The 21,406-nt window shown below is 42.2% G+C and carries 21 protein-coding genes; 9 read left to right on the top strand and 12 right to left on the bottom strand.

Annotated features, from left to right (window positions below; all coding sequences use genetic code 11):
- Window positions 1–6 precede the first annotated feature (6 nt).
- Both B2575_RS10390 and B2575_RS10385 read right to left on the bottom strand, forming a co-directional pair.
- Window positions 7–1,464, bottom strand: coding sequence for a GGDEF domain-containing protein (locus tag B2575_RS10390; RefSeq protein ID WP_296241854.1), 1,458 nt, complete (start codon window positions 1,462–1,464; stop codon window positions 7–9).
- A gap of 360 nt (window positions 1,465–1,824) precedes the next feature.
- Window positions 1,825–2,706, bottom strand: coding sequence for a PHP domain-containing protein (locus B2575_RS10385; protein ID WP_296241851.1), 882 nt, complete (start codon window positions 2,704–2,706; stop codon window positions 1,825–1,827).
- 223 nt (window positions 2,707–2,929) lie between these two features.
- Here B2575_RS10385 and ispZ point away from each other — a divergent pair, with 223 nt between their 5' ends.
- The 4 genes from ispZ (at window position 2,930) to mnmD (ending at window position 6,594) form a co-directional block, all read left to right on the top strand.
- Window positions 2,930–3,481, top strand: coding sequence for a septation protein IspZ (gene ispZ, locus B2575_RS10380; RefSeq protein ID WP_045444273.1), 552 nt, complete (start codon window positions 2,930–2,932; stop codon window positions 3,479–3,481).
- 130 nt (window positions 3,482–3,611) lie between these two features.
- The gene (locus B2575_RS10375; protein WP_250163068.1) at window positions 3,612–3,947 is read left to right on the top strand and encodes a YciI family protein; all 336 of its coding nucleotides are present in this window, start codon (window positions 3,612–3,614) and stop codon (window positions 3,945–3,947) included.
- A gap of 62 nt (window positions 3,948–4,009) precedes the next feature.
- On the top strand, window positions 4,010–4,384 hold the full coding sequence (locus B2575_RS10370) for a hypothetical protein (RefSeq protein ID WP_227676597.1): 375 nt from the start codon (window positions 4,010–4,012) through the stop codon (window positions 4,382–4,384).
- 44 nt (window positions 4,385–4,428) lie between these two features.
- Window positions 4,429–6,594 (top strand): tRNA (5-methylaminomethyl-2-thiouridine)(34)-methyltransferase MnmD, encoded by a 2,166-nt coding sequence (gene mnmD / locus B2575_RS10365; protein WP_414707433.1) that lies wholly within the window; start codon window positions 4,429–4,431, stop codon window positions 6,592–6,594.
- A 17-nt stretch (window positions 6,595–6,611) separates the two neighbouring features.
- On the opposite strand, the gene yiaA is transcribed toward mnmD, so the two are convergent.
- Window positions 6,612–7,169 carry an inner membrane protein YiaA gene (gene yiaA, locus B2575_RS10360; RefSeq protein ID WP_055124683.1) on the bottom strand — a complete coding sequence of 186 codons (558 nt, stop codon included), beginning with the start codon at window positions 7,167–7,169 and terminating at the stop codon, window positions 6,612–6,614.
- A gap of 215 nt (window positions 7,170–7,384) precedes the next feature.
- Here yiaA and B2575_RS10355 point away from each other — a divergent pair, with 215 nt between their 5' ends.
- Window positions 7,385–8,017 (top strand): hypothetical protein, encoded by a 633-nt coding sequence (locus B2575_RS10355; RefSeq protein ID WP_296241846.1) that lies wholly within the window; start codon window positions 7,385–7,387, stop codon window positions 8,015–8,017.
- Between the two features lie 134 nt (window positions 8,018–8,151).
- On the top strand, window positions 8,152–8,775 hold the full coding sequence (locus B2575_RS10350; RefSeq protein WP_060492297.1) for a hypothetical protein: 624 nt from the start codon (window positions 8,152–8,154) through the stop codon (window positions 8,773–8,775).
- Between the two features lie 118 nt (window positions 8,776–8,893).
- Here B2575_RS10350 and B2575_RS10345 read toward each other — a convergent pair whose 3' ends face one another.
- The 7 genes from B2575_RS10345 to ffh form a co-directional block, all read right to left on the bottom strand.
- A complete protein-coding gene (locus tag B2575_RS10345; protein ID WP_060491737.1) occupies window positions 8,894–9,568 on the bottom strand; it encodes a DUF4112 domain-containing protein in 675 nt (224 codons plus the stop codon).
- Window positions 9,561–10,478, bottom strand: a complete 918-nt coding sequence (ubiA, locus tag B2575_RS10340; RefSeq protein ID WP_296241841.1) for a 4-hydroxybenzoate octaprenyltransferase — start codon at window positions 10,476–10,478, stop codon at window positions 9,561–9,563. The genes B2575_RS10345 and ubiA overlap by 8 nt, the downstream gene beginning before the upstream one ends.
- Window positions 10,479–10,585: 107 nt before the next feature.
- Window positions 10,586–10,828, bottom strand: a complete 243-nt coding sequence (locus tag B2575_RS10335) for a hypothetical protein (RefSeq protein WP_087815087.1) — start codon at window positions 10,826–10,828, stop codon at window positions 10,586–10,588.
- Window positions 10,829–10,947: 119 nt separating this feature from the next.
- A complete protein-coding gene (locus tag B2575_RS10330) occupies window positions 10,948–11,868 on the bottom strand; it encodes a class I SAM-dependent methyltransferase (protein WP_296241839.1) in 921 nt (306 codons plus the stop codon).
- 47 nt (window positions 11,869–11,915) lie between these two features.
- On the bottom strand, window positions 11,916–12,758 hold the full coding sequence (locus B2575_RS10325) for an undecaprenyl-diphosphate phosphatase (protein WP_296241838.1): 843 nt from the start codon (window positions 12,756–12,758) through the stop codon (window positions 11,916–11,918).
- Window positions 12,759–12,854: 96 nt separating this feature from the next.
- Window positions 12,855–13,538: a tRNA (adenosine(37)-N6)-threonylcarbamoyltransferase complex dimerization subunit type 1 TsaB gene (tsaB, locus tag B2575_RS10320; RefSeq protein WP_296241887.1), complete on the bottom strand. Its 684-nt coding sequence runs from the start codon at window positions 13,536–13,538 to the stop codon at window positions 12,855–12,857.
- Between the two features lie 204 nt (window positions 13,539–13,742).
- Window positions 13,743–15,293, bottom strand: coding sequence for a signal recognition particle protein (gene ffh / locus B2575_RS10315; RefSeq protein WP_055124688.1), 1,551 nt, complete (start codon window positions 15,291–15,293; stop codon window positions 13,743–13,745).
- 457 nt (window positions 15,294–15,750) lie between these two features.
- Between ffh and B2575_RS10310 the strand changes: the two genes are divergently transcribed.
- Window positions 15,751–16,542 (top strand): cytochrome C assembly family protein, encoded by a 792-nt coding sequence (locus B2575_RS10310; RefSeq protein ID WP_193008587.1) that lies wholly within the window; start codon window positions 15,751–15,753, stop codon window positions 16,540–16,542.
- Window positions 16,543–16,665: 123 nt separating this feature from the next.
- Here B2575_RS10310 and purU read toward each other — a convergent pair whose 3' ends face one another.
- Window positions 16,666–17,595 (bottom strand): formyltetrahydrofolate deformylase, encoded by a 930-nt coding sequence (gene purU, locus B2575_RS10305; protein ID WP_296241837.1) that lies wholly within the window; start codon window positions 17,593–17,595, stop codon window positions 16,666–16,668.
- A 185-nt stretch (window positions 17,596–17,780) separates the two neighbouring features.
- Window positions 17,781–20,087, bottom strand: a complete 2,307-nt coding sequence (locus B2575_RS10300; protein ID WP_296241836.1) for an Ig-like domain-containing protein — start codon at window positions 20,085–20,087, stop codon at window positions 17,781–17,783.
- Between the two features lie 485 nt (window positions 20,088–20,572).
- On the opposite strand from B2575_RS10300, the gene rpmB reads away from it, so the two are divergent.
- Complete coding sequence (rpmB, locus tag B2575_RS10295; RefSeq protein WP_010201401.1) at window positions 20,573–20,809, top strand: 50S ribosomal protein L28; 237 nt, start codon at window positions 20,573–20,575, stop codon at window positions 20,807–20,809.
- A gap of 133 nt (window positions 20,810–20,942) precedes the next feature.
- Complete coding sequence (rpmG, locus tag B2575_RS10290; protein ID WP_045444249.1) at window positions 20,943–21,098, top strand: 50S ribosomal protein L33; 156 nt, start codon at window positions 20,943–20,945, stop codon at window positions 21,096–21,098.
- Window positions 21,099–21,406: the final 308 nt, after the last annotated feature.

The following is a 21,406-nucleotide window of genomic DNA, read 5'->3' as shown; positions in this document are numbered from 1 at the left end:
AGCTAGCTATGTGCCATAGAGCGCTTCAATATTATTATTTTTTGCTGCCAACATCTCGTTGGCACTCACCACTTGATCACGGCCACGGCCTTTGGCTTCATACAAAGCCTTATCTGCCATACAAATTAAGCGCTGGCAAATATCATGAGGTAGCTGCACTGTGGGAATTTTACGATTCACGCGTTTGCTACTATACGAGGGGATTCTCTGCGGTTTAGCAAGCGACTGCGAGGCATCCTTTTTATTCAGAGTTTCGCAGGCTTGTTTTATACAATTACGCTCACCATGGGTCAGTGTATATAGCCCCAAGCTGGCAGTCACACTAAAGGCTGTATCGTCATCGAGAATGATGACGTGTTTGGCGATAACGCGCCGTAATTGTTCAGCAATTATCATAGCTGTGTCGTGCTTCGTATCTGGCAATACAATCAAAAACTCCTCACCGCCATAGCGACTCACGATTGTTTCATCAGTTAAAGACTGCAAGAGCGTCTGCGCGACCTCTACCAATACTCGATCCCCAATCTCATGGCCGTAACTGTCATTGACCTCTTTAAACCAATCCAAATCCAATAAAATAACGCTGATATCTTGATGGTCTTCTACTGACTTCAGCACCTGCTTCATTTGCATCATCCCGTAACGGCGACTTTTGAGTTGAGTTAGCTCATCTTGATTGGCATGCTGCAGAATTTCCTTTTTACTGTCATCTAATATTAGTAACAAAGTACGAAACATATAGATAATAAAAATAGCTTTTGGTAGCGCCATATAAATATGTGTAGAACGCCAAAAAAAAGCGGAAGATCGGCGCAATTGATCAACACTGTCCCAATTTAGTGTGCCATTTTGAAAAATAGAGGCAGAGATGGCGTTTTCGATTGTCGTAATTTCACTATAATTGATATAACTATAATAGGTATCAAGAGGAATGACCGTGAGCGTCATTTGACGCAGATTGGGTAAAGTAACGCCAAGATAAGGAATGAATGTGACTGCTAGAATGACGGCTGCGTGCCCTAAAAATGCTCTCCATACATAGCGCCGACGTATAAGCATCATCCCCAATATCGCACCGCCGACTAAAGAGACGCCCGCGACCAAGCTACTATGTCCTAAAACTAAAATAACCATTGCAATATAGGCACTATAGACCGTAATTAGTATGCCTTGCCACTTATACAAATTGCTATTGGCTTTTTTGACAGGTGAAAAACGACTGGTCATCCATAATAAAAACAAAGCTACCAGTGTCACGCCGAACCATAGTGGATACAGCAGCGCTATATCGACATAGGTGTCATAAATATCGCGGCGCCACCAAACAAATAAGCACCATAGCCAGTGTAAAGATACCTCCATCACCATAAATAAAGCCAGTAATGACGTTTTATCAGCAGCTTGCCACTCAAAAATTGCTTGAGATAGCTTGGTGTAGCCTAGATGAGATATCGATACAGCCATAGTAGGGCTACCGCAAATATTGAAAGTAATTAAGTCGACATTAAAACTATTAAATAAAAACCAAAAGCCTGAATCAACAATAATAAATGATATGACTTTTTACCTTATACCATTCCCAAAAACTTAAGTAGATAAGAATGCGAGTGTCGGTACTACATTTTGTAAACTAAATGGGAGTTAACCCCGAAAATTTCATTTTTAAAAAAATCCCACTCATCTAGTGTGGCAATTTCTGTCGCAGTTATCAATCTATTTACTGCCTTCATGCGTCAATATATGACGCCTGTTTTTTGGATAACCTGTCAATTGATGTTTGAGCTTAGTCAACATTCAAAACTGTATTCAGCAATGAATTTTCGTCTAAGAAAAAATTGCAAAAGACTGCCAAACTCCCTGCTGATCAGGGTTCATTGTTGGTACATCACCCAAACGACGCCACGGCATATTGCTACCATGAAAGTCACTGCCGATCGAGGCGACAAGATTGTGGGCAGCGATACTGCGATCGGCCATTCTGCGAGTACTAACCGGTTCGCTATTCGACGGCAGCTCACAAGCATCGCCACCAAGACCAGCAAACTCTTCAATCAGTTTACGGACTCGTGTCGCTGAAAGCTGATAGCGCGTGGGATGCGCCAACACCGCCTTGCCACCACAAGCATGGATCAGCTCAATGCCGTCAGCCATACTCAGTGCATCAATCGCCACATAAGCAGGTTTATTATCTGCCAAATACTTATCAAAGGCTTTTTGTACTGTCTTGACTTCACCGCGCTCAAACAATACTTGACCAATATGCGCGCGCCCGACCGCTTGTGGGTTGCCGCCAGCTTTATCAAGTACGGCTTGCCACAGCGCATCATAGTTAATATCTAATAGCACACTGAGCTTTTCAGTGATTCGTTGACCACGCGTGGCACGGCTATCCTGTAATTGCTGCAGCGTTGCATGCATTTTTTCGCGATCGGTAAAATCTAACCCCAGCACATGGATGATTTTATTGGTTGATTTATTTTTGCCATAACCACCAATAAGTGTATGCTCACAGCTTATCTCGACCCCATTAATCAGCTGCATATCGCAGGCAATGGCAGCCGCACGCGCCTCATCAATTCCTGCCAGCGTATCGTGATCGGTCAATGCCAATACATTGACGCCGGCCGCATGGGCGCGCTGCACCACTTCCGTTGGTGCATAAGTACCATCAGAGCAAGTGCTGTGACAATGTAAATCGAATTTCATAAGAGAAGCCTTAGCATTAAAAATTAAAAGTGTAGAAAATAAAAAAAATGAGCACATTGGCAATAAGCCGTTATATTTGGCAGTTGTCATGATTATGAGTCATAATCATCAGATATTGCTACGCAGGCCTGTGATATAGCATGATTATCGTGTTGATTGCTTTTTTTTGGCGCAGTAGACGTGTAAACTACCCCATACGTTTTTGTCGGACATCCCCTTTGCTATGAAAGCTTTATTAGACTTTATTCCCTTAATTGCCTTTTTTATTGCTGCTCGCTACAGTGGTATCCTAGCGGGGGCAGGTGCGTTGCTTATCGCCACCATCATCGTTTATGCCATTCATTTTATTCGCCAAAAAGGCACTTTTGATAAACAGCAATGGGTTGTCTTACTATTAACCATTTTGTTTTGTGGTGGTACTTTATTATTGCGTGATGATATCTATCTGCGTTGGAAGTCACCTATTATCAACGGTATCTTTGCACTAACACTTTTAGTCAGTGCTGCGATTAATAAGCCACTGATGCAACTGGCGATGAAAGATGTTTTTTTGCTGACGATGAGTGGTTGGAAAAAACTCACTCTCGCTTGGGCACTATTCTTCGCCTTTATGGGCATACTGCATTATATCACAGCGTTTACGATGTCAGATGAGGCATGGATTAACTTTAAAACTTATGGCTGGATTCCGATTATGTTGGTATTCGTCATCGCCCAGTTTGCCGTATTAAAAAAGCACCTCAACCCTGCGCTCACCGATAAAACCGTCAAATAATACTCATTTTATAATAGAGCCAATGCTATCTCTAAATGCCAATAGCGACAATCATTAATCGCAATTAGCTCGGGCGCATTAAGCAAAACACTTTAAATTAATCATAATTTTTATTAATCGAGGAAGTCTCATGTCCTTATTTGCCATTATTGGTCATGACGTGGCCAATAGCAGCGCACAACGTCAGATTACCCGCGCTGAACATGTCGAACGCTTGCAAGCTTTAGATCATGACAATCGACTGATTATCGCTGGTCCAACACCCATCGAGCATGGCAAAGGTGAGATGTCAGGCAGCTTAATTATTGCTGACTTTGACTCTGCAGAAGCAGCGCAAGCATGGGCAAACGATGAGCCTTACTTACGTGATGGCGTGTACAGTCACGTAGATATCAAACCCTTTATCCATACATTGCCAAAAGCGGATGACAGCGCAAGCGCATCAGCTAAAGTAGCAAAATCGTGATTCAGTGCCTATCTTCGTTAAAAAGTCGCTCTTATCGGCGTAGCATTGTTAGTATGATTTTTATGGCTACTGTTTCAGCACAGGCTGCGCCGACGGTGACAGCTATCGATGTGGCTGATCCAACACTCACGACACCCGTGCCAGCTCAACCAATATCGACCGCTCAACCAACAAAAAACTCAGTGATGAATATCAGCGATACATTAGCGGCGCAATTACAACCATCTGATAAGGCGTTATCCGATGCCAATCAGCAGCTATTAAGCCGTAATGCACAGTTGCAGCGCGAGTTGAATGACTTGCAAACTCAAGTAAATGTTTTGGTCTACGAGAGCAAAGGTCAGCTTTTTTTATACGGTGCATTCACTGTCTTAATTAGCTTGTTGGTTGGTATTTTTGTTTCTTGGCTGGTGTTTGTCCGCCGTGAACGCTGGTAACTAGTACCACGCGCTTTTTATTGATTTATCTTATGTGACTGTCTATGTCTAAATCCACGTTCGAATCAAAAGATACTGATACATCGTCGACATCCTCTAAAAACACTCAGTCACTAAGCATTCACTCATCAAATATCACCCCTGCCAAGATTGATTGGCAGATGGATGATACGGGTAATAAAGTGCCTGTATCGGGTGAGTTTGGTGATGTTTACTTCTCAAATGCTGATGGTTTAGCGGAATCGCGTCATGTATTTTTGGCGCACAATCAATTGCCTGAACGACTGACCAATCTTGCGCCAAATCAATGCTTTACGATTGCTGAATTGGGCTTTGGTACTGGACTGAATTTTCTCGCTACGTGGCAGCTATGGCGACAGCTGCGGGATATACACCCTCAATTAGCAACTGCAAAACTGCATTTTATTAGCACTGAAAAGTTCCCGATACCTCGTACCGACCTTACCCAAATACTTGCCTTATGGGGACAGCGCGCGCCTGAATTGACAACACTGATTGAGCTATTATTAGCGGCCTATCCGTCTCTTATCGCGGGCTGTCATCGTTTGAGCTTTTTTGATGATAATTTGACCGTTGATATATGGTTGGGTGACGCAGCTGAGAGCTTAGCCAAACTATCAAGTAACTCTTCTAGCTCGCATGTACCTTATGTTGACGCTTGGTTTTTAGATGGTTTTGCGCCCTCTTGCAATAGTACCTTGTGGGCGGATAGTATTTTTGCACAAATGCAGCGTTTATCACGCCCCAATACAACTGCCGCCACCTATAGCTGTGCCGGTATCGTCAAACGTGCGCTGCAAGATTGTGGCTTTCAGATTAAAAAAGTGAAAGGCTTTGGTCGTAAGAACGAAATGCTAACGGCGATCATGCTGGATACCATAAATTTAACTGACAATAATAATGGCAACAATAGTAAAGACACCAATAGTAAAGACATCACCTTTTACAATAATGCTAGCACCGCCGCGCCCGACAACGATAGCCAATCTGCCAAACCCACTGACAACCTGCCCGCCCATAGCATTGTCATTGGCGCTGGCGTTTCGGGGCTATTAACGGCTTGGTCATTGGCCAATCGTGGTATTCAAGTCACCTTGTTAGATAAATCAGCACCCTTGGCAGGCGCATCAGGCAACCCTCGTGCTCTGCTCGCTCCCAAGATGACGCCCATTCATCATGTCGATGAACATTTGCATACCATAGGCTATCTCTATAGCAGCAGGCTATATCGATGCTTAAATGTAGACGCTAAAAAATCAGGATTAGTGCCAATACTTGAACCAACGGGCGCTCTTGATCTGCTTATGAAAGCCAATATTGGCACAGAGCAAATCGCTGATTATCCCGATGAGATGGCCACCACACTATCCCATGAGCAGGCGCAAACTGTCAGCGGGTTAAAAACACAAGATTTATCAGAGAATTTGTATTTACCGCAGTCTGGCTTGGTCAATCCGCAAGCATTAAAAGATACTATCCTAATGCATCCACTCATCCACTTTCAGCAAGTAGACGTTAAGAGTATTAGCGAAACAGAAGAAAGTGTTTGTATCGAAGGCAATAATCAGGATAAGCAGACGATATCCATTAGCGCTGATAATGTGGTCATTTGCGCAGCTTTTGAGAGTCATCAACTGGACAAGCGTATTTTTGATTGTCGTAAAATTCGTGGTCAGCTTTCTTGGTTTACGCCCACAACCGAGCAGCTCACCATATTGCCCAAAATACCGCTTAAATACAGCGGTTACTGTGCGTTATTTACCGCGCAAACAGGCGATGCACAATTGAACGATGTTGTAGAACAGCAATCTCAGTTTTTATTAGGCGCAAGCTTTATACGCAATGATACCGACATAGATATTCGCACAGAAGAGCATCAGATTAGCCGAGACAAACTAGTGACTGCCATTCCCGAGATGGACTCGATTATTCCAACAGATATTAGTTTGTGGCAAGGACGGGCGGGGATTCGTACGCAAACGCCTGATTATCATCCTATCGTTGGAGCGTTAGCAGACAGTAAACGAACTTGGGTCATGAGTGCCATGGGAGCTAAGGGGTATGCCATTGCACCAATATGTGCTGAAGCGCTAACAGATATGATGTTAGGAGCATTTGCCCCCTTATCAACAGCGATGCTTGCGCGCCTGTCGCCAAATCGTACGCGTTTACAAACACCGCTTACTTGAGATTTTTAGTCAAAGGTTTAATCACTGCCTTCCATTCTAGATTTAACCGCACCAAAAAGTGATTTTCCAGTGTCAGAGTCTCGGGACTCTTGATGACCAATTTTAGTACTACTTTGAGTATCAGTCGTAATCATTGGTGCAGTTAAAGTGCGAATCTGTGCTTCGTCACGGGTGTTTTTTTGAATGGTCACTGCAGCAAATAAACTCATGGTAAATGCCATCATATAAAAGCCCTTTTCACTTAAGCTTAAACTTCCCGCATTCATCAACCCAATAGCGATTAGCGCAATGGACAATCCAAGAGCCGCCCAGCTGATTAGATAATACATATTGGTTGTTGGAATACCTTCACTACGATCACGCAGGGTTTTTTGCAAGCTAATTGCTGAATAAAGACCTAGCGCCAGCACCGCTATATAATAGCCTTTTTCATTTAATAACATACTCTGTGCATTCCATAAGCCAAGTAAATACGCTAGGACACCCACCAACATCACCGCCCAAGAAGTCCCGACATAAGCAGTAGTTGGTTTATAAGCGGCTAGCTGACTCTTAGTAATCGTGTCATTATTCATCATCTTCCTTAATTAGAAATAGGCAAGCACTTAGTCGTAAAAGATATATAGTGGTAAGATACATAATAGCGAGATAAACAGTAGCGAGATACAACTTTTATCGACCGCTATTTTGCCTTAACATAACACAAGCATGTTATATTGTAATCTAAAAACTTTTTTTTAATAAATAGCATTTTTTTAATAAATAGCATTTTTTATGACAGAGTCCCGACATGTCTTTTTTTACCTTACTCATTTTGCTTAGCCTAATTGTTATTGTGCCCATATTTTTTGTGATGAAAGAAAAGTCTAAGCACACACAGATTGCTTCTATACAGCGGCATCAAGAATACTTAGCTTCTGCGAATCTTGTCGCTACCCAGTCTAAAGCAGATATGGCGGTAAACAACGAGGTAAATCATGAGCGAGCTAATGGGCTCAGCACGATTAACTTTTCAGCTCGACATCCTTTTATCAAGCTACTTTATGACGAGCAAGTACCTAAGGTGTTTCGATCTGTGATGGATGATATTGGACAACAATATGAGTCTACCCATCATGAAGAAATCACTGAATCACAGCTATTTACTCTCAATAAACTCATCACCACACGTGTTCCAGAATTGATTGGCGACTACCTTAGCCTCGATAAACATTATGCCAAAACAGTCATTATTGATACCGACAAACAAAATACCAGCTATGACATGGTATTAGATCAATTAAACTCGATTTTAGACTTTTCTCAAAAGCTCAATATCCAAAGCCAAAGTGGCGTTGTAGACAAGCTACTTGCCAGCCGTCGATACTTAGATGACGTGTATAAAGAAAGCGGTATGGCAGCCGACAATCTAAAACTGAAATAATAATGCCTGTAAATAGTAAGCAAGAAATTGATAGTAATAGCAAATGACGGTCATATTTGACTGTGAGGGATAAATAAGTCTACGTCGTTCACTATATTTAAACAAAAACTCTGCCAATGGATAGCCGTATTATCATGAAAATCGATGCTCTTACAATTGCAAAATCAAAGCCCTATTTTCAGGCAATTTCTGCTATTTTTTTAAGTCTCTCACTATTGAGTGCTTGCCAAAAAACACCAGAGCCTGAGACAGATAACGAAACAATCTCTGAAGCGGCGGTACAAACCACACCCGTGACTAGCAATATTAATGTTGATACGACCGCTGATAATGGTGATGATATCGCAAATTCTGAAGTAAGCTCAGAACAAGATGTAAGCTTAACTAAGCTAGAAAATGACCTTGGTGCAACAGACTCGGTAGCAAACAATACTGCCATAGCACCAAATCCAGAACAAGCCATTAAAGGTGCGCAAATTACTGATGTCCGTTATAAAAATGCGGCTGGTGAATCACTCTCGGTCGTTTTTGAAACCTCAGCAGCAGGCGTACTCAACGCTATCATTAGCCTACCTAATAAACCAAAAATGACACTAAGTGCACCTGAAGGTCAAGGCAATAACCCGACTTATCGATCAAGCGATGGCAGCATCGAGCTGGTCAGTCATGCTGGTGGTGGTACTATCGACCTTGTCCAAAATAACAAAATTACTAGCTTTGATGCAGTCAGTGCCGAAGCAGAAGTCATCACTGAGTAATTGATTAAAAAATACAGCTTAGAACCTTTAAAAAGTTACATAAAAAAATCTCTTGAGCATTAAAAAGGCGGCAAATATTTATGATATTTGCCGCCTTTTTAATGCTATTAACTTTTCTCTAACCAAATCCAGTTACCTTGCCAAACAGACTGACCAGCCAACTGATTACTGCCCACAGTCCCCAACCAACCACTACAATAACGATCAATCCCAACAGATCAGGAATGTGCAAATACAGCCATGCAATGATAGGATTGTGCCAAAAAGCGCCAAAACGGCTACGCTGCTTATCTTCTAGCGATTGATGTAAAAATGGTCGATCCATATGCATCGTTTCAGTAATGCCATATTCATCGTGCAGATGCTCATGCACGATGCCTAAAGTCTTACGACTGGGGCGAATAAAAATATCGAGCAGCGTGCCAATACCCGGTACTATACCAACGACCATATCAATGAGTGCCAGTCTGACCGCAGGCGTCATTTTATGCGCTGGCACACCTAGCTGACGCCCTAATACAAAAGCATAGCTGGTTAAAGCCAGTCCTGCTAAATCTCCTGCCAGCGGAATCGTCGAAAGCGCCGCATCTGCACCCATGCCTTGTTTGGTAAAAGGCACACGTACCAGCGAATCCATCGTATTAGCAAACTTAGCCAATTTACGCTCGGTGGCGATCACTTGTTCGCGTGTTAATCCGTGCTCAGCTAACTTTGCTTGATAATCGATAACAGGTGCATTGGCATCAGAAGATTTTTTCGCTTTTGACTTTGAGAGCTTTTTGAAGTTATCCATTAAAAGTCGTCCATAGGCAAGCGATTGCGATGAGAGCAAAGACGTAACGCCCTACCCATATATTGGCTAAAAACGCCTGAAAACAGGCTCTTGCATTACGAGTAGCACAAGCGCTATTTTGCTTAGCAAACATCATTGCCACTAACGCCAAGCCAAATACTGGCGTCAGGCCTAAGCTTGTCGGTGCAAAGTAATGCCAAATGACCGCGCCCATGATAAGCAAAAACAATGTTTGTAGCAGCGAGATAATAATCACATCATAGCGACCAAATAATATCGCCGTTGATTTGACCCCAATTTTTAAATCATCTTCACGGTCAGCCATAGCATATTGGGTATCATAAGCCACAGTCCAACACATATAAGCGACAAATAACAGCCAACACCAAATATCAGGCGCGCCTTGTATCGCCACATACGCCATCGGTATCGCCCAACCAAAAGCCGCTGCTAAAAACACCTGCGGCAAATGGGTAAAACGCTTCATAAATGGATAAATGAATGCCAATAACACTGCGCCAAGCGACCAGTAAAATACGGCTATCGGCAAAAAGAACAGCAAACTGGCGCTGAGTAATACCAATACTAAAAAAGCAGCGATTGCTTCTTTAGCAGACAGACGCCCATCAGCTAATGGACGTCCTTTGGTGCGGGTCACATGACCATCGACCTTACGATCGGCAAAATCATTGATCGCGCAACCTGCCGCCCGCATAAAAATTGCGCCAAGCGCAAAAATCACCAACATCTTAAGACTTGGTAGACCCGCACTTGCACCTTGCTGTTGCGCTTGACCCATCGCCGCCAGCATTACGCCCCATAGCGTTGGCCATAATAATAGCTCAATACCTACTGGTTTATCAAAGCGCGTCAGCTGCAGGTAAGCTTGTAGTTTGTCGTTAAATGTCATGGCTTTTTATTATCATTAATAGAAGGTTTTTTTGTGCGTGTTTGCCTACTTTTTCGGCAGCTCTTATATGAAGTGCTATTACATTGAATTATTAATACATTGGCGAGCTACTGAATTTGCTGCCACAATTTGTTGGCCTCGATGAGCGACAGCTCAGGATATTGTTTGCGTAAGGCTTTAATGGCAGGGATTTTGTCTTTTTGTGCGGCTTGTTGACGCAAAAATGCCACATAATCTTCAGGACGACTGAACTCTTTTAAACGGGCTTCTAGCCTTAATATTCGGGTGCGCAACATGATATTTATTAATAATAATCCTGCACCCATGATCCAAATAATTAGCGTCGACATTCCCTGCTCCTAAATCCAATCACTCTTAATTTTACAAATATGGAGTTGCTAACTGCGCACTCTAAGCTCAATAACTGAGTTCAATAGCTAAGCACAGTCATTATCATAAAAAATGGCTATTAAACAAAATAACCATCAAAGCGTACGGCTTCGTTATGCCAGCTCTCACTTGGTTGTTGATGCGCAAGTAACGGCGCAAATTGTGGACGCTTAACGACCACGCGCCCCTGTGTGTTTGTGTTTTGTCCCTTTTGACGGACGACTGCTTGCGCACTTTGTAGCAACTGTTCTTCTTGTTCTAGCGTTGGGGGGCTAGCCAATTGGTGTAAGGCTTGCATGTGCTTGCCCACTTTAGCGCCTTTACCCGTTTTGCTATCTTGATAACTGTCTTCCGGAAACATCGGATCCAGATACACCACATCGACTGCTTTCATATCGATTTCTTTAGTATCATCTATCGCATCTGCTGCTAGAGTTGCAAAATAGCCAAGCGCATCGGTATTGATAATATAGAGACGACTCATCAGCTTTTGCCAATTTGCTAGCCCACTCATACGCTGCTGCTCTACTAACAATAACAATGCCATCAAGGGCTGTTGCTCGATCATAATGACCTGTGCGCCCGTACTGGCTAATATCAAACTGTCATGACCAAAGCCTGCTGTAGCATCGATAACCTGACTGTCAGATGTGATTTTGACTGCTTGTAATAATAACTCAGACTTACGCCCCGCACTCACCACACGGCGTTGCAGCTTATCCCATTCTGGTGCAACGCTTAACCCATCGCTCAGCCATGATAGCTTGTTTTTTTCATCCAACAACAAGATAGGTTGGGTAACTGTTTGGCTTAACTGCTGGCGACGTTTTTGACTAAGCTTATCGGTAAACAGCTCAAGGTGTAAAATAATGGGCAGCTGATGTGCGATTATCAACGCTTGTATATCTGCAACCTGACTATGCTGCGACTCGCTGACATAGTATAGTTGGCAGTTCATAATGTTACTACTCTCTTTGAACCCTTGGCGTGAAGCGGTCATCTCTACTTTCCTATTCGCGGCTTATAGACCCAATCCTACAATCGGCTCTAGCCTGCCATTTGATAACCAAAACCCCAAGCCGCTATTAATACAATGATGCCAGTAATAATGCGTAACCACGCAAAGATTTTAAAATCACGACGACTGACCCATTCTACTAGCAAACGGATACAGAGTAAGGCGACGATAAATGACACCACCGTACCTATACCTAATACCAGCCAATCCTCGCTATTGGTCAATACGTCATGATGCTTCAGCAAATCCAATAATGCCGCGCCCACGATGACTGGAATACCCAAAAAGAAAGAAAATTCAGCGGAAGCTTTACGTGAAACGCCGAGCCATAGCGCGCCGATAATTGTCGCGCCTGAGCGTGATGTTCCCGGTATCAATGCCAGACATTGCAGCAGACCAATCATCAACGCTGTTTTTAGACTGACGTCTTCTGCTTCTTGCGCAATAATCGTTTTAGGGCGATTTTCTACATAGAATATCAAGAAGCCACCGATAATCAGCATAATTGCCACGACGATGGGATTAAATAAATATGATTTAATCTCATCAGCGAAGGTGAAGCCAACGATCATCACCGGAATAGTCGCCACAATCAAGCTAAGTCCTAGCTGGCGTGGATTACTCATGCCTTCAGCTTTGCCTGTCAGCAGACCCATCAGCGCTTGCCATAGTCTGTCCCAGTAATCATAAATGACCGCTAAGATAGCGCCAAGCTGCACCACTACCACAAATAAATCGACTTTTTCTTTGGTCCAAAAGCCCATCAAATCCGCTGATAAAATCAAGTAGCCAGTGCTAGAGATGGGTAAAAATTCAGTGATACCTTCAACGATACCCATGATAACAGCTTGAATTAATAAAATGATATCCACGATGGCTTTCCTAAATATGGATCTATTGGCTAATAGTGTTTTAGAGTATTTTTATATTTTATATAGCGCTGATAATGGCTGGCATTAATATGATGGTTACGCCTTACCTTGTTCTTTAAGTGTTTTCCACGCTTGATTGCGCAGATACTTTGGTAAAGCTTGCGAGGCTTCTGTGCCTCCTGTCGTCATAAATTGAGCAATACCAAGCTGCCCTATCACAGTAGCATCAGGGTGAATATCTGCCTGAATGATCTGACCGTCATGTAATGTTAATAACGGCGCACCATTGCCAGCAATGGGAATATTAAGCACGGTCTGGCTGTCATAATCGAGCAACTGCTCGGTATCTTCGCCATTTTCCTGATTAACCGCCTGCATAAGGTTGTCTATTAGCACATATTGCCCAAAATACACTTGCTGCATACGCGCATCAAGGGCGCTATACACTTCGGTCACACCATATTTTTGATACGCCGCTTGCGCAATCGCTTGTAAGCTTGAGACTCCGACACAAGGAATATCATGGGCGACAGACAATGCTTGTACTACTGCCGTATTAATCCGTATGCCACTAAAGGCACCAGGACCACGGTTAAATATCAAGGCTTGTAAATCAGCAAGGTTGAGCTTAGCCTCGGACAAAGCGGCGTCAATCATTGGCAGAATTTGCTGGGTTTGCTGGCGTTTACCCGTCTCCGTATGACTCGATAGCACTTGACCACTGACATCTAAAATCGCGATCGAACACTGATCAAACACGGTATCCATTGCTAAAAACATCATAACCTCGACCTATTGACTTAGCATTATAAAACAGCGCCTATCATAGCATTTAGGATAGGCAAATTTTATTAATTTATAAATTTTCATACTTAATCCATCAATATTTATGGGAACATGACAGGCATAAAAAACCCCAAAGTGACTTGCACCTTGGGGTTTTCATTAAGAATTGAATACTATAGCAATCTAAGCATCTATCAATTAAAAACGGGTTTTAAACTTTTTTGGCGCTTGATTCTGCATTTCCTGCATTTGTTTTTGCATCTCTTCGGTGCTTGGCATGTTGTTTGGATCCAGACCCATCTGCTTAGCCATTTGTTGTGGATTCACATCCTTGACGCCGCCTTGCTGACCGCCGCCACCAAATAAAGGACCGCCACCGCCGCCACCTGCAGCACCGCCACCCATTAGCCCTTGCATCGACTTCATCATTTTACTGATGCCTTCAGGCTTAGAGATCATTTTCATCATTTTTGCCATTTGCTTGTGTTGTTTGAGCAAACGATTGACGTCTTGAATCTCACGTCCAGAACCTGCGGCAATACGGCGCTTACGGCTTGGATTAATTTTATCGGGATTTTTGCGCTCAAATGGCGTCATCGAATTAATCAACGCTTCCATCTCACGTACTTTTTCTTCTGGCTTAGCATCTTCGACCGCTTTTTGCATATCCGAGCCACCCATACCTGGCATCTTATCTAAGAAGCCTGCCATGCCGCCCATGCTTTTCATTTGTTGGAACTGGGTCAATAGATCCTCAAGGTCGAAATCACCGCCCTTTTGCATCTTTTTTGCCATTTTTTCGGCTTTATCACGGTCGATTTTTTGTTCAACTTCTTCGACCAAGCTCAGTACGTCACCCATACCAAGAATACGTTGAGCGATACGTTCAGGATGGAACAGCTCTAACGCGTCTAATTTTTCACCGCGACCTAAAAACTTAATTGGTTTGCCAGTAATCGCACGTACAGAAAGTGCCGCACCACCGCGCGCATCACCATCAGTTTTGGTTAAAATCACACCCGTTAATGGCAGCGCATCATTAAAGGCTTTGGCAGTATTTGCCGCATCCTGACCCGTCATCGCATCGACGACAAATAACGTTTCAGACGGATTGACCGCTGCAGTTAACGCCTTAATCTCAGCCATCATAGTCTCATCGATAGCCAGACGACCAGCGGTATCAATAATCAAAATATCTTGATATTGAATTTTAGCTTCTTCGATAGCACGCAGCGCGATGTCTATCGGGTTTTCGTCGCTACTTGAATTAACAAACTTGGCATTCACTTGACCTGCCACTTGCTCAAGCTGAGCAATCGCCGCTGGACGATAGACGTCAGCGGATACCAGCATGACTTTTTTCTTATGGCGCTCTTGTAAAAACTTCGCCAATTTACCAGCCGTGGTGGTTTTACCTGCCCCTTGCAAACCAGCCAGTAAATAAACAACTGGTGGCTTACCCGTCATCTCAAGCTGCTGATTGGCACTGCCCATCATTTCGGTCAGCTCGTCATGGACGATTTTGACAAAGGCTTGACCTGGTGCCAGCTCTTTGAGTACTTCTGCGCCAAGCGCTTGCTCTTTGACGCGCTTTACAAAGTCACGGGTGACGGGTAGCGCGACGTCGGCTTCTAGTAGCGCCATACGCACTTCACGCAGGGTATCTTTGATGTTGTCTTCGGTCAACTGCCCAGTACCGACGATATTGCGCAGGCTCGACGACAAGCGTTCTGTTAAGGTATCAAACATAAATAACTCTCAGTTAAAATAATTCTTGGTGAAAACAATATTTACTTAAAACAATACTTAGGTGAAACTGGCTTCAGCTTAAATGGCGGATAAATATTATTAGGGAATACTGTAAAGTATTTAATCGTATCTTCATAAAAACAATGATAAAAAATAGTCTATTATCAACACTATAGCACCAAGACGACGCCAAAATTATAATGATTTTGCAAATACAGCATTACCAAAGCTTAGCGCAGCGCTTTATGACTTATAGACAATCGCTTTATAAGCTAGGCATATGAGCGCTTATTCAAGCAAACTTGGCCAAGCATTTATAAGGAATAAGCAAGTTGGTGCTCAATTGGCACCCATTTTATGATAAATTGGACGATTATTCTAATCATTCCGATAATACCACTTTAGCATTAAATTGAGCGGCTATTTTACGCTCAGTATGAGATGAGGCATTATATCTGTGCACTTTGCATTCTTACTTGCTAGCCTAGCCTATATCTTAGTCAGCGCTTACCTTAGTTGGGCACTGACTCGGGATAAGCCTATCCATAAAGGCATCAGTTTGGGATTATTGATGGTCGGCATGCTCGCGCATGCGGCGCTACTTTATCCTTATGTTGTGACGCTTTACGGGCTAAATTTCAATCTTTTTAATATCATCAGCCTAATCAGCTTATTCTTTTTGTTCTTCTATTTTTTATTTTGCTTGTATCGCCCTATTATCAGTCTGGGCATACTGGCAGCGCCAACAGCATTGGTAGGGTTGACAATTGGCTATATTGGCCGTGCGCCTTATCAACCCATTACAAATATCAGTATTGGGCTTGAAGCTCATATATTACTATCACTTGCCGCCTATTGTGTGCTGCTGATGGCAGCGGTGCAAGCGCTATTTTTGCGCCTACAAATACGCGAACTCAAGCACCACTCTATTCATCGGTTTTGGGTCAATAAACTACCGTCACTACAAAGTATGGAGAGTCTATTATTCGATATGTTATTGGTCGGTTTTGTCCTGCTGAGTATCGCATTGGGCATTGGCTTTATCTATGTAGAGGATTTGATGGCACAGCATATTGTGCATAAGACTGTGTTTAGCCTGCTGTCTTGGTTATTGTTTGGGGCGCTACTGGTCGGTAACTGGCGTGCTGGATGGCGGGGCAAACGTGCCGCCAATATGACTATCTATGCTTTTCTCCTATTAGCCATTGGCTTTGTGGGCAGCAAGTTTGTGTTAGAGATGCTGATATAAAATCAGCGCTGCAATAGCAATAGGTCCAGAAAAAAGCCGTGAGTATTAATGAATAATACTCACGGCTTTTTTTAACCTTCTGTTAACCAGCACTTCTCAATTTGAACTCGCTCTAATTAAATGCTAATTAAAAACCACGGTTTTATTACCCGCTACAATCACGCGGTTTTGTACATGCCAGTTCACAGCGCGTGCCAAGACATTACGCTCGATATCACGACCAATAGCGCGCAGCTCCGTCACACCTTGACGGTGAGTGACTCGGTGTACATCTTGCTCAATGATAGGGCCTTGATCAAGCTCAGCGGTGACATAATGCGCGGTCGCGCCGATGAGTTTCACACCTTTATCATAAGCCTGACGATAAGGGTCAGCTCCCACAAATGCAGGCAAAAATGAATGGTGAATATTAATGACTTGCATCGGCCATCGCTTGACAAAATCAGACGATAATATCTGCATATAACGCGCCAACACTAGCAAATCATTGCCTGCCATTAGCGTATGAATCTGCTCTTCTGCCTCTGATTTATTGTCTTTGGTCACTGGCACATGATGGAAAGTAATACCGAAGTTCTCTACCGATTGGCGTAAGTCTTCGTGATTACTAACAACAGAGGTAATCTCGCAGTCAAGTAAACCTCGCTGATGCCGCCATAACAAATCCAACAATGCATGATCAAACTTTGATACTAAAATACCAACTTTCGTCTTAATCGCATTATCATGTAAACGCCAAGCCATATTATGGCGCTTGGCTACCGTATGCGCAAAACTGGCTTCAAAATTCTCAATAATCTCGCTCAATCCTGCTAAAGCAAACTCTAAACGCATAAAATATTGACCACCCTCATGAGCAGTTGAATACTGATCGAGAGTAATAATATTAGCACCATAGCGATGAATAAACTCAGATACCGCTTGCACAATACCGGCTTGATCGCGGCATTTAATCAATAGCGTGGCAGTATCGATTGCCGTCTTGTTAGACAGGTTACTAGATAGTTTATGAGATGAGTGTTTTACTGAAGTAATCGTTGCAGTGTCTGACATAGTGCGCCCAATCAAAAAATTAAACTTGCTACTGACTTTCAATACGGTCATTAGCATAGGAAACCGACTATTCTAATCGCTTTTACCTAACTTTGCTGACTGAGTTGGTTTTTTTTAGTTATTAAGATTCATAACGTAAAAACCCCCAACGCGAGGTTAGGGGTTCGTTCTAAAGCCTAAAGCAACTATCCAATAGTATAAGTATAGCTAGTTACATTGCCATTTGGTGAAGTGGCAGTAATCTTAACCTCATCCGTTGCCTGACAGTTTTTCAGCTTAAAGGTTGTAAAAGTACCCAAGTTATCACCCGGCATACCAGTTGCTAAGTTAGCAGGTACTTTAGTAACACCTGATAGGGTAGCCTCACAAGTATTATTTTTGCTTTCTACACTAATGTCGCCTATAGGTGGATTAGTAGTAAATACTTGTGAAGTTCCCGTACCGTTACTACCAATAGGAACTAAAAACTCTTCATTACCAACTTTTACAGTAACTCTTGATCTTGGATTAGCATCCAAAACCTCAATGAAAAATCCATTTGCGACACGTTCAATTGTAGCAGTTGGATTTGCAGAAGTTTGGTCAATTGCTGAACCAGTTATCGTTGTACCAGAAGGCATAGGATTTAAGTCGTAAAAACCACCGCTATTCACTCTAAATGATATGGATGTGTCACTACTAAAAATAGCTTGAGGTGTTCGAACTGTAAAATTACCACCTTGATCTAAACTTCCCACAGTGAAACGCGTATCGTTACCGTTAGACAGCAAAGTAACAGCTTGATAACGTACTACCGTATCTAAATCAGTGTTACAGCTATTTACTTTGTTGGGTGAAACGAACTCATTGATATACCTAGATTCGTACTGACGTTTTTTCAAATCAGACAATGATGGAAATTTTAAATTGATGTACTTATCAATATTATTTTCACATGCATTGCTTGCCCCAGTTGTCAGTGGATAAGTAAACTCACCAATCTGAAAATCTCCGCTTTCATTATCGTCACGGAATGTATCACCGATATTATGAACTAGTATATCAACACCTTCATCCCAAGCATTGTTTTCGTTCATATCGATGTAGTCTTTTTCACCTTCAGCAACTGCTAAAATACTTACGCGTCCATCACCTGGACGCGGGTTTTGCGTTGTAAAGGTGACATCACAGTTACCATCAACTGTGGCACAACTAGAGGTAACCTTGCCGCCTTCGGCAGTAAAGTTAATTACTGTGCCATCGGGCACTTTATTACCATTACGATCCACCATTCTTGCATTGATTTGAGTACTATCGCCATCATAAGACCAATCTAAAACGTTCTTCTCCCATGATAAACTAAGGCCCGTCTGAGTGACTCGTGAGCTGGCTACTGTTATGTTTTTTGACAAAGCATTTATTAATGGGTCATCTACTAAAGATACTTCAATCTCTACTGGCCCAGGCGTTGTACCAGGGAATATAGGCACAATAATCTGACCACTAGCATCAGTGGTTGCTACATAAGATTGCTGGTTTCTATTTGGTCCAAAAGTAAGACCAAGGGGTGATTTCTCTAAAGACACTCTGACTTGTTCATTTGCCAGGGTAGTAGATCCAGAGTACACCGTAAACTCAGCTTGTCCTGTAGAAGATGAGCCACTACCGCGAATACCTAGACTGATGTCATTAGAAGTATAGATAATTGATGTAGCTTCAGCAGAGGCAACAGTAACTGTCGTTGACTTAGTTTTATTACCTGTACGTGCAGACATACTAACTGGACCACTACATAGTGTGGTATCTAAATTAATGGCTTTAAAAACTGCTTTAATCATCCCTTCACTATCAGAGGTAACTTGTTCTGGTATTTGACCACAGCTACTATTGAGGTTTACTAAAACACCACTTAGTACATCACCTGCTTCATTAGTAACTTTTAGACTGATAGGCGTTTGGCCTCCTGAAGCCAAGCTACTGGACCCAACTGTTATTTCTGACAAAGTAACAGTTGTTGCCTGAACTGAGAAAGTTGTCTCCGTTGTAGCGGTTTTCTGCTTATAGGTTACATTCGCTGAGATAGTATATGCGCCTGAAACCTCTGCATTATTAGGTTTCAAAAATATTTGCGCTATACCTTCTGCATCTGTCAAAACTGCGCCTGATGTTGTTTGAGAAAGATTTATCCCTTCTGCATCAATATCGAAAACAACTTTCGCATTTATAATAGGGTTTTTAGCTTTATCAACAACCTTTATCTTGTAGTAGGCTCCTTCTAAGCTAATTGAGTTTATGATATTACTATCAGCATTAAAGAGTGCACCTTCTACAATATTGATTTCCCCAATAGCTTGTTCACCGTCACCTGTACCAGGCTGCTCTACACCCAAATCAGGCGCTGGCGCAATTGTATCTGTACCATCACCGCCACCACATCCTGCTAATGTTAAAGCCAGTGATAACGCTGTCAATTGAAACAACTTAGAAGAAAGTGGGCGTGAACTATATGACATGTTTTGGACTCCGCGTCAGCAGTAATTTATTCGAGCAAATAAACAAAAATCATTACACAGAATCATAATAGATTGGTAATGATACATAGATTTACATTAATACCCGTTGTATTAACAGATTGTATTAAATATATAACAGCAACTTTACTGACTTTTGTCATAACTTACAACTAAAAATTAATTTTTACTATTAAATAATCAACAACATAGCCAGTGAATTTCAGGGTATAATAGCCATCCTTTAGATCGACAATAATCATAAAAATATTTGAGTATTCATCACTTTTATGGTATAAATGTCGGCTTTAAAATTTTCTGAATTGGTACGCTTGTTATTTGCCTTTAGATAACAGCAATATCAACTCAACATTCATATAGTTTTGTTTGGTGCAAAGCTGCCGCTTGCTGTGTCCATGCCGCAAAAACGTGCAACTTGCCCAGACTGGTATGAGAAAAACTCATACCTCATAGATTAGGAGTTCGCCATGTCTCGAGTTTGCCAAGTGACTGGAAAGCGCCCTATGGTGGGTAATAATGTTTCGCACGCAAACAACAAAACCCGTCGTCGCTTTCTACCAAACCTTCATAACCATCGTTTTTGGGTAGAGTCTGAAAATCGTTTTGTACGTCTACGTGTGTCTACCAAAGGTATGCGCACTATTGACAAACTTGGTATCGATAAAGTGTTAGCAGATATGCGCGCACAAGGTCAAAAAGTATAAGTTAAGACTGGCAGCTTAATATCTCGATAATTTTCGTCGTTTAAGCTGCTTTTCTGCTACATCTTATGTAGCTACTTAATATTTTAGATCCGTACCTATCGTTTGAAGACCCCTCATTTACAGGAAAGCTATCATGAGAGATAAAATTAAATTAGTATCAACAGCTGGTACTGGGTATTACTACACCACTACTAAAAACAAACGCACTATGCCTGGCAAAATGGAAATGAAGAAATTCGATCCAAAAATTCGCCAGCACGTGATGTTTAAAGAAGCTAAAATCAAATAATTGCTATAATTTATAGAATATATTTTCATAAATACTTTCTATAAATAAGTTATTTGAAAAAAAGGGTATATCAATTGATATACCCTTTTTTATGCTTGCTACTTTTCATGATGATTATTTTAATTGACTACTAGCCAGCTTAACAGCAACTCATCACTAACTATAGTGCGTCGGCTCTTTGTCATAAACATGCGCATGCCATTGGCTCATCTGCTTTTCCATAATCCCCCCTGCCCCCCACACTTTCTCTCTAAGTTTAAAAATTGTATACTTTTCCTCAGTTTAGACATTCATTTTTGATCTTATAC

Origin of the sequence: Psychrobacter sp. UBA6739 (assembly GCF_002453835.1) — a bacterium.
In the GTDB taxonomy this organism is placed as follows: domain Bacteria; phylum Pseudomonadota; class Gammaproteobacteria; order Pseudomonadales; family Moraxellaceae; genus Psychrobacter; species Psychrobacter immobilis_A.
Note: the sequence above shows the minus strand (reverse complement) of the source record. Positions and strands in the feature narration are given on the sequence as shown.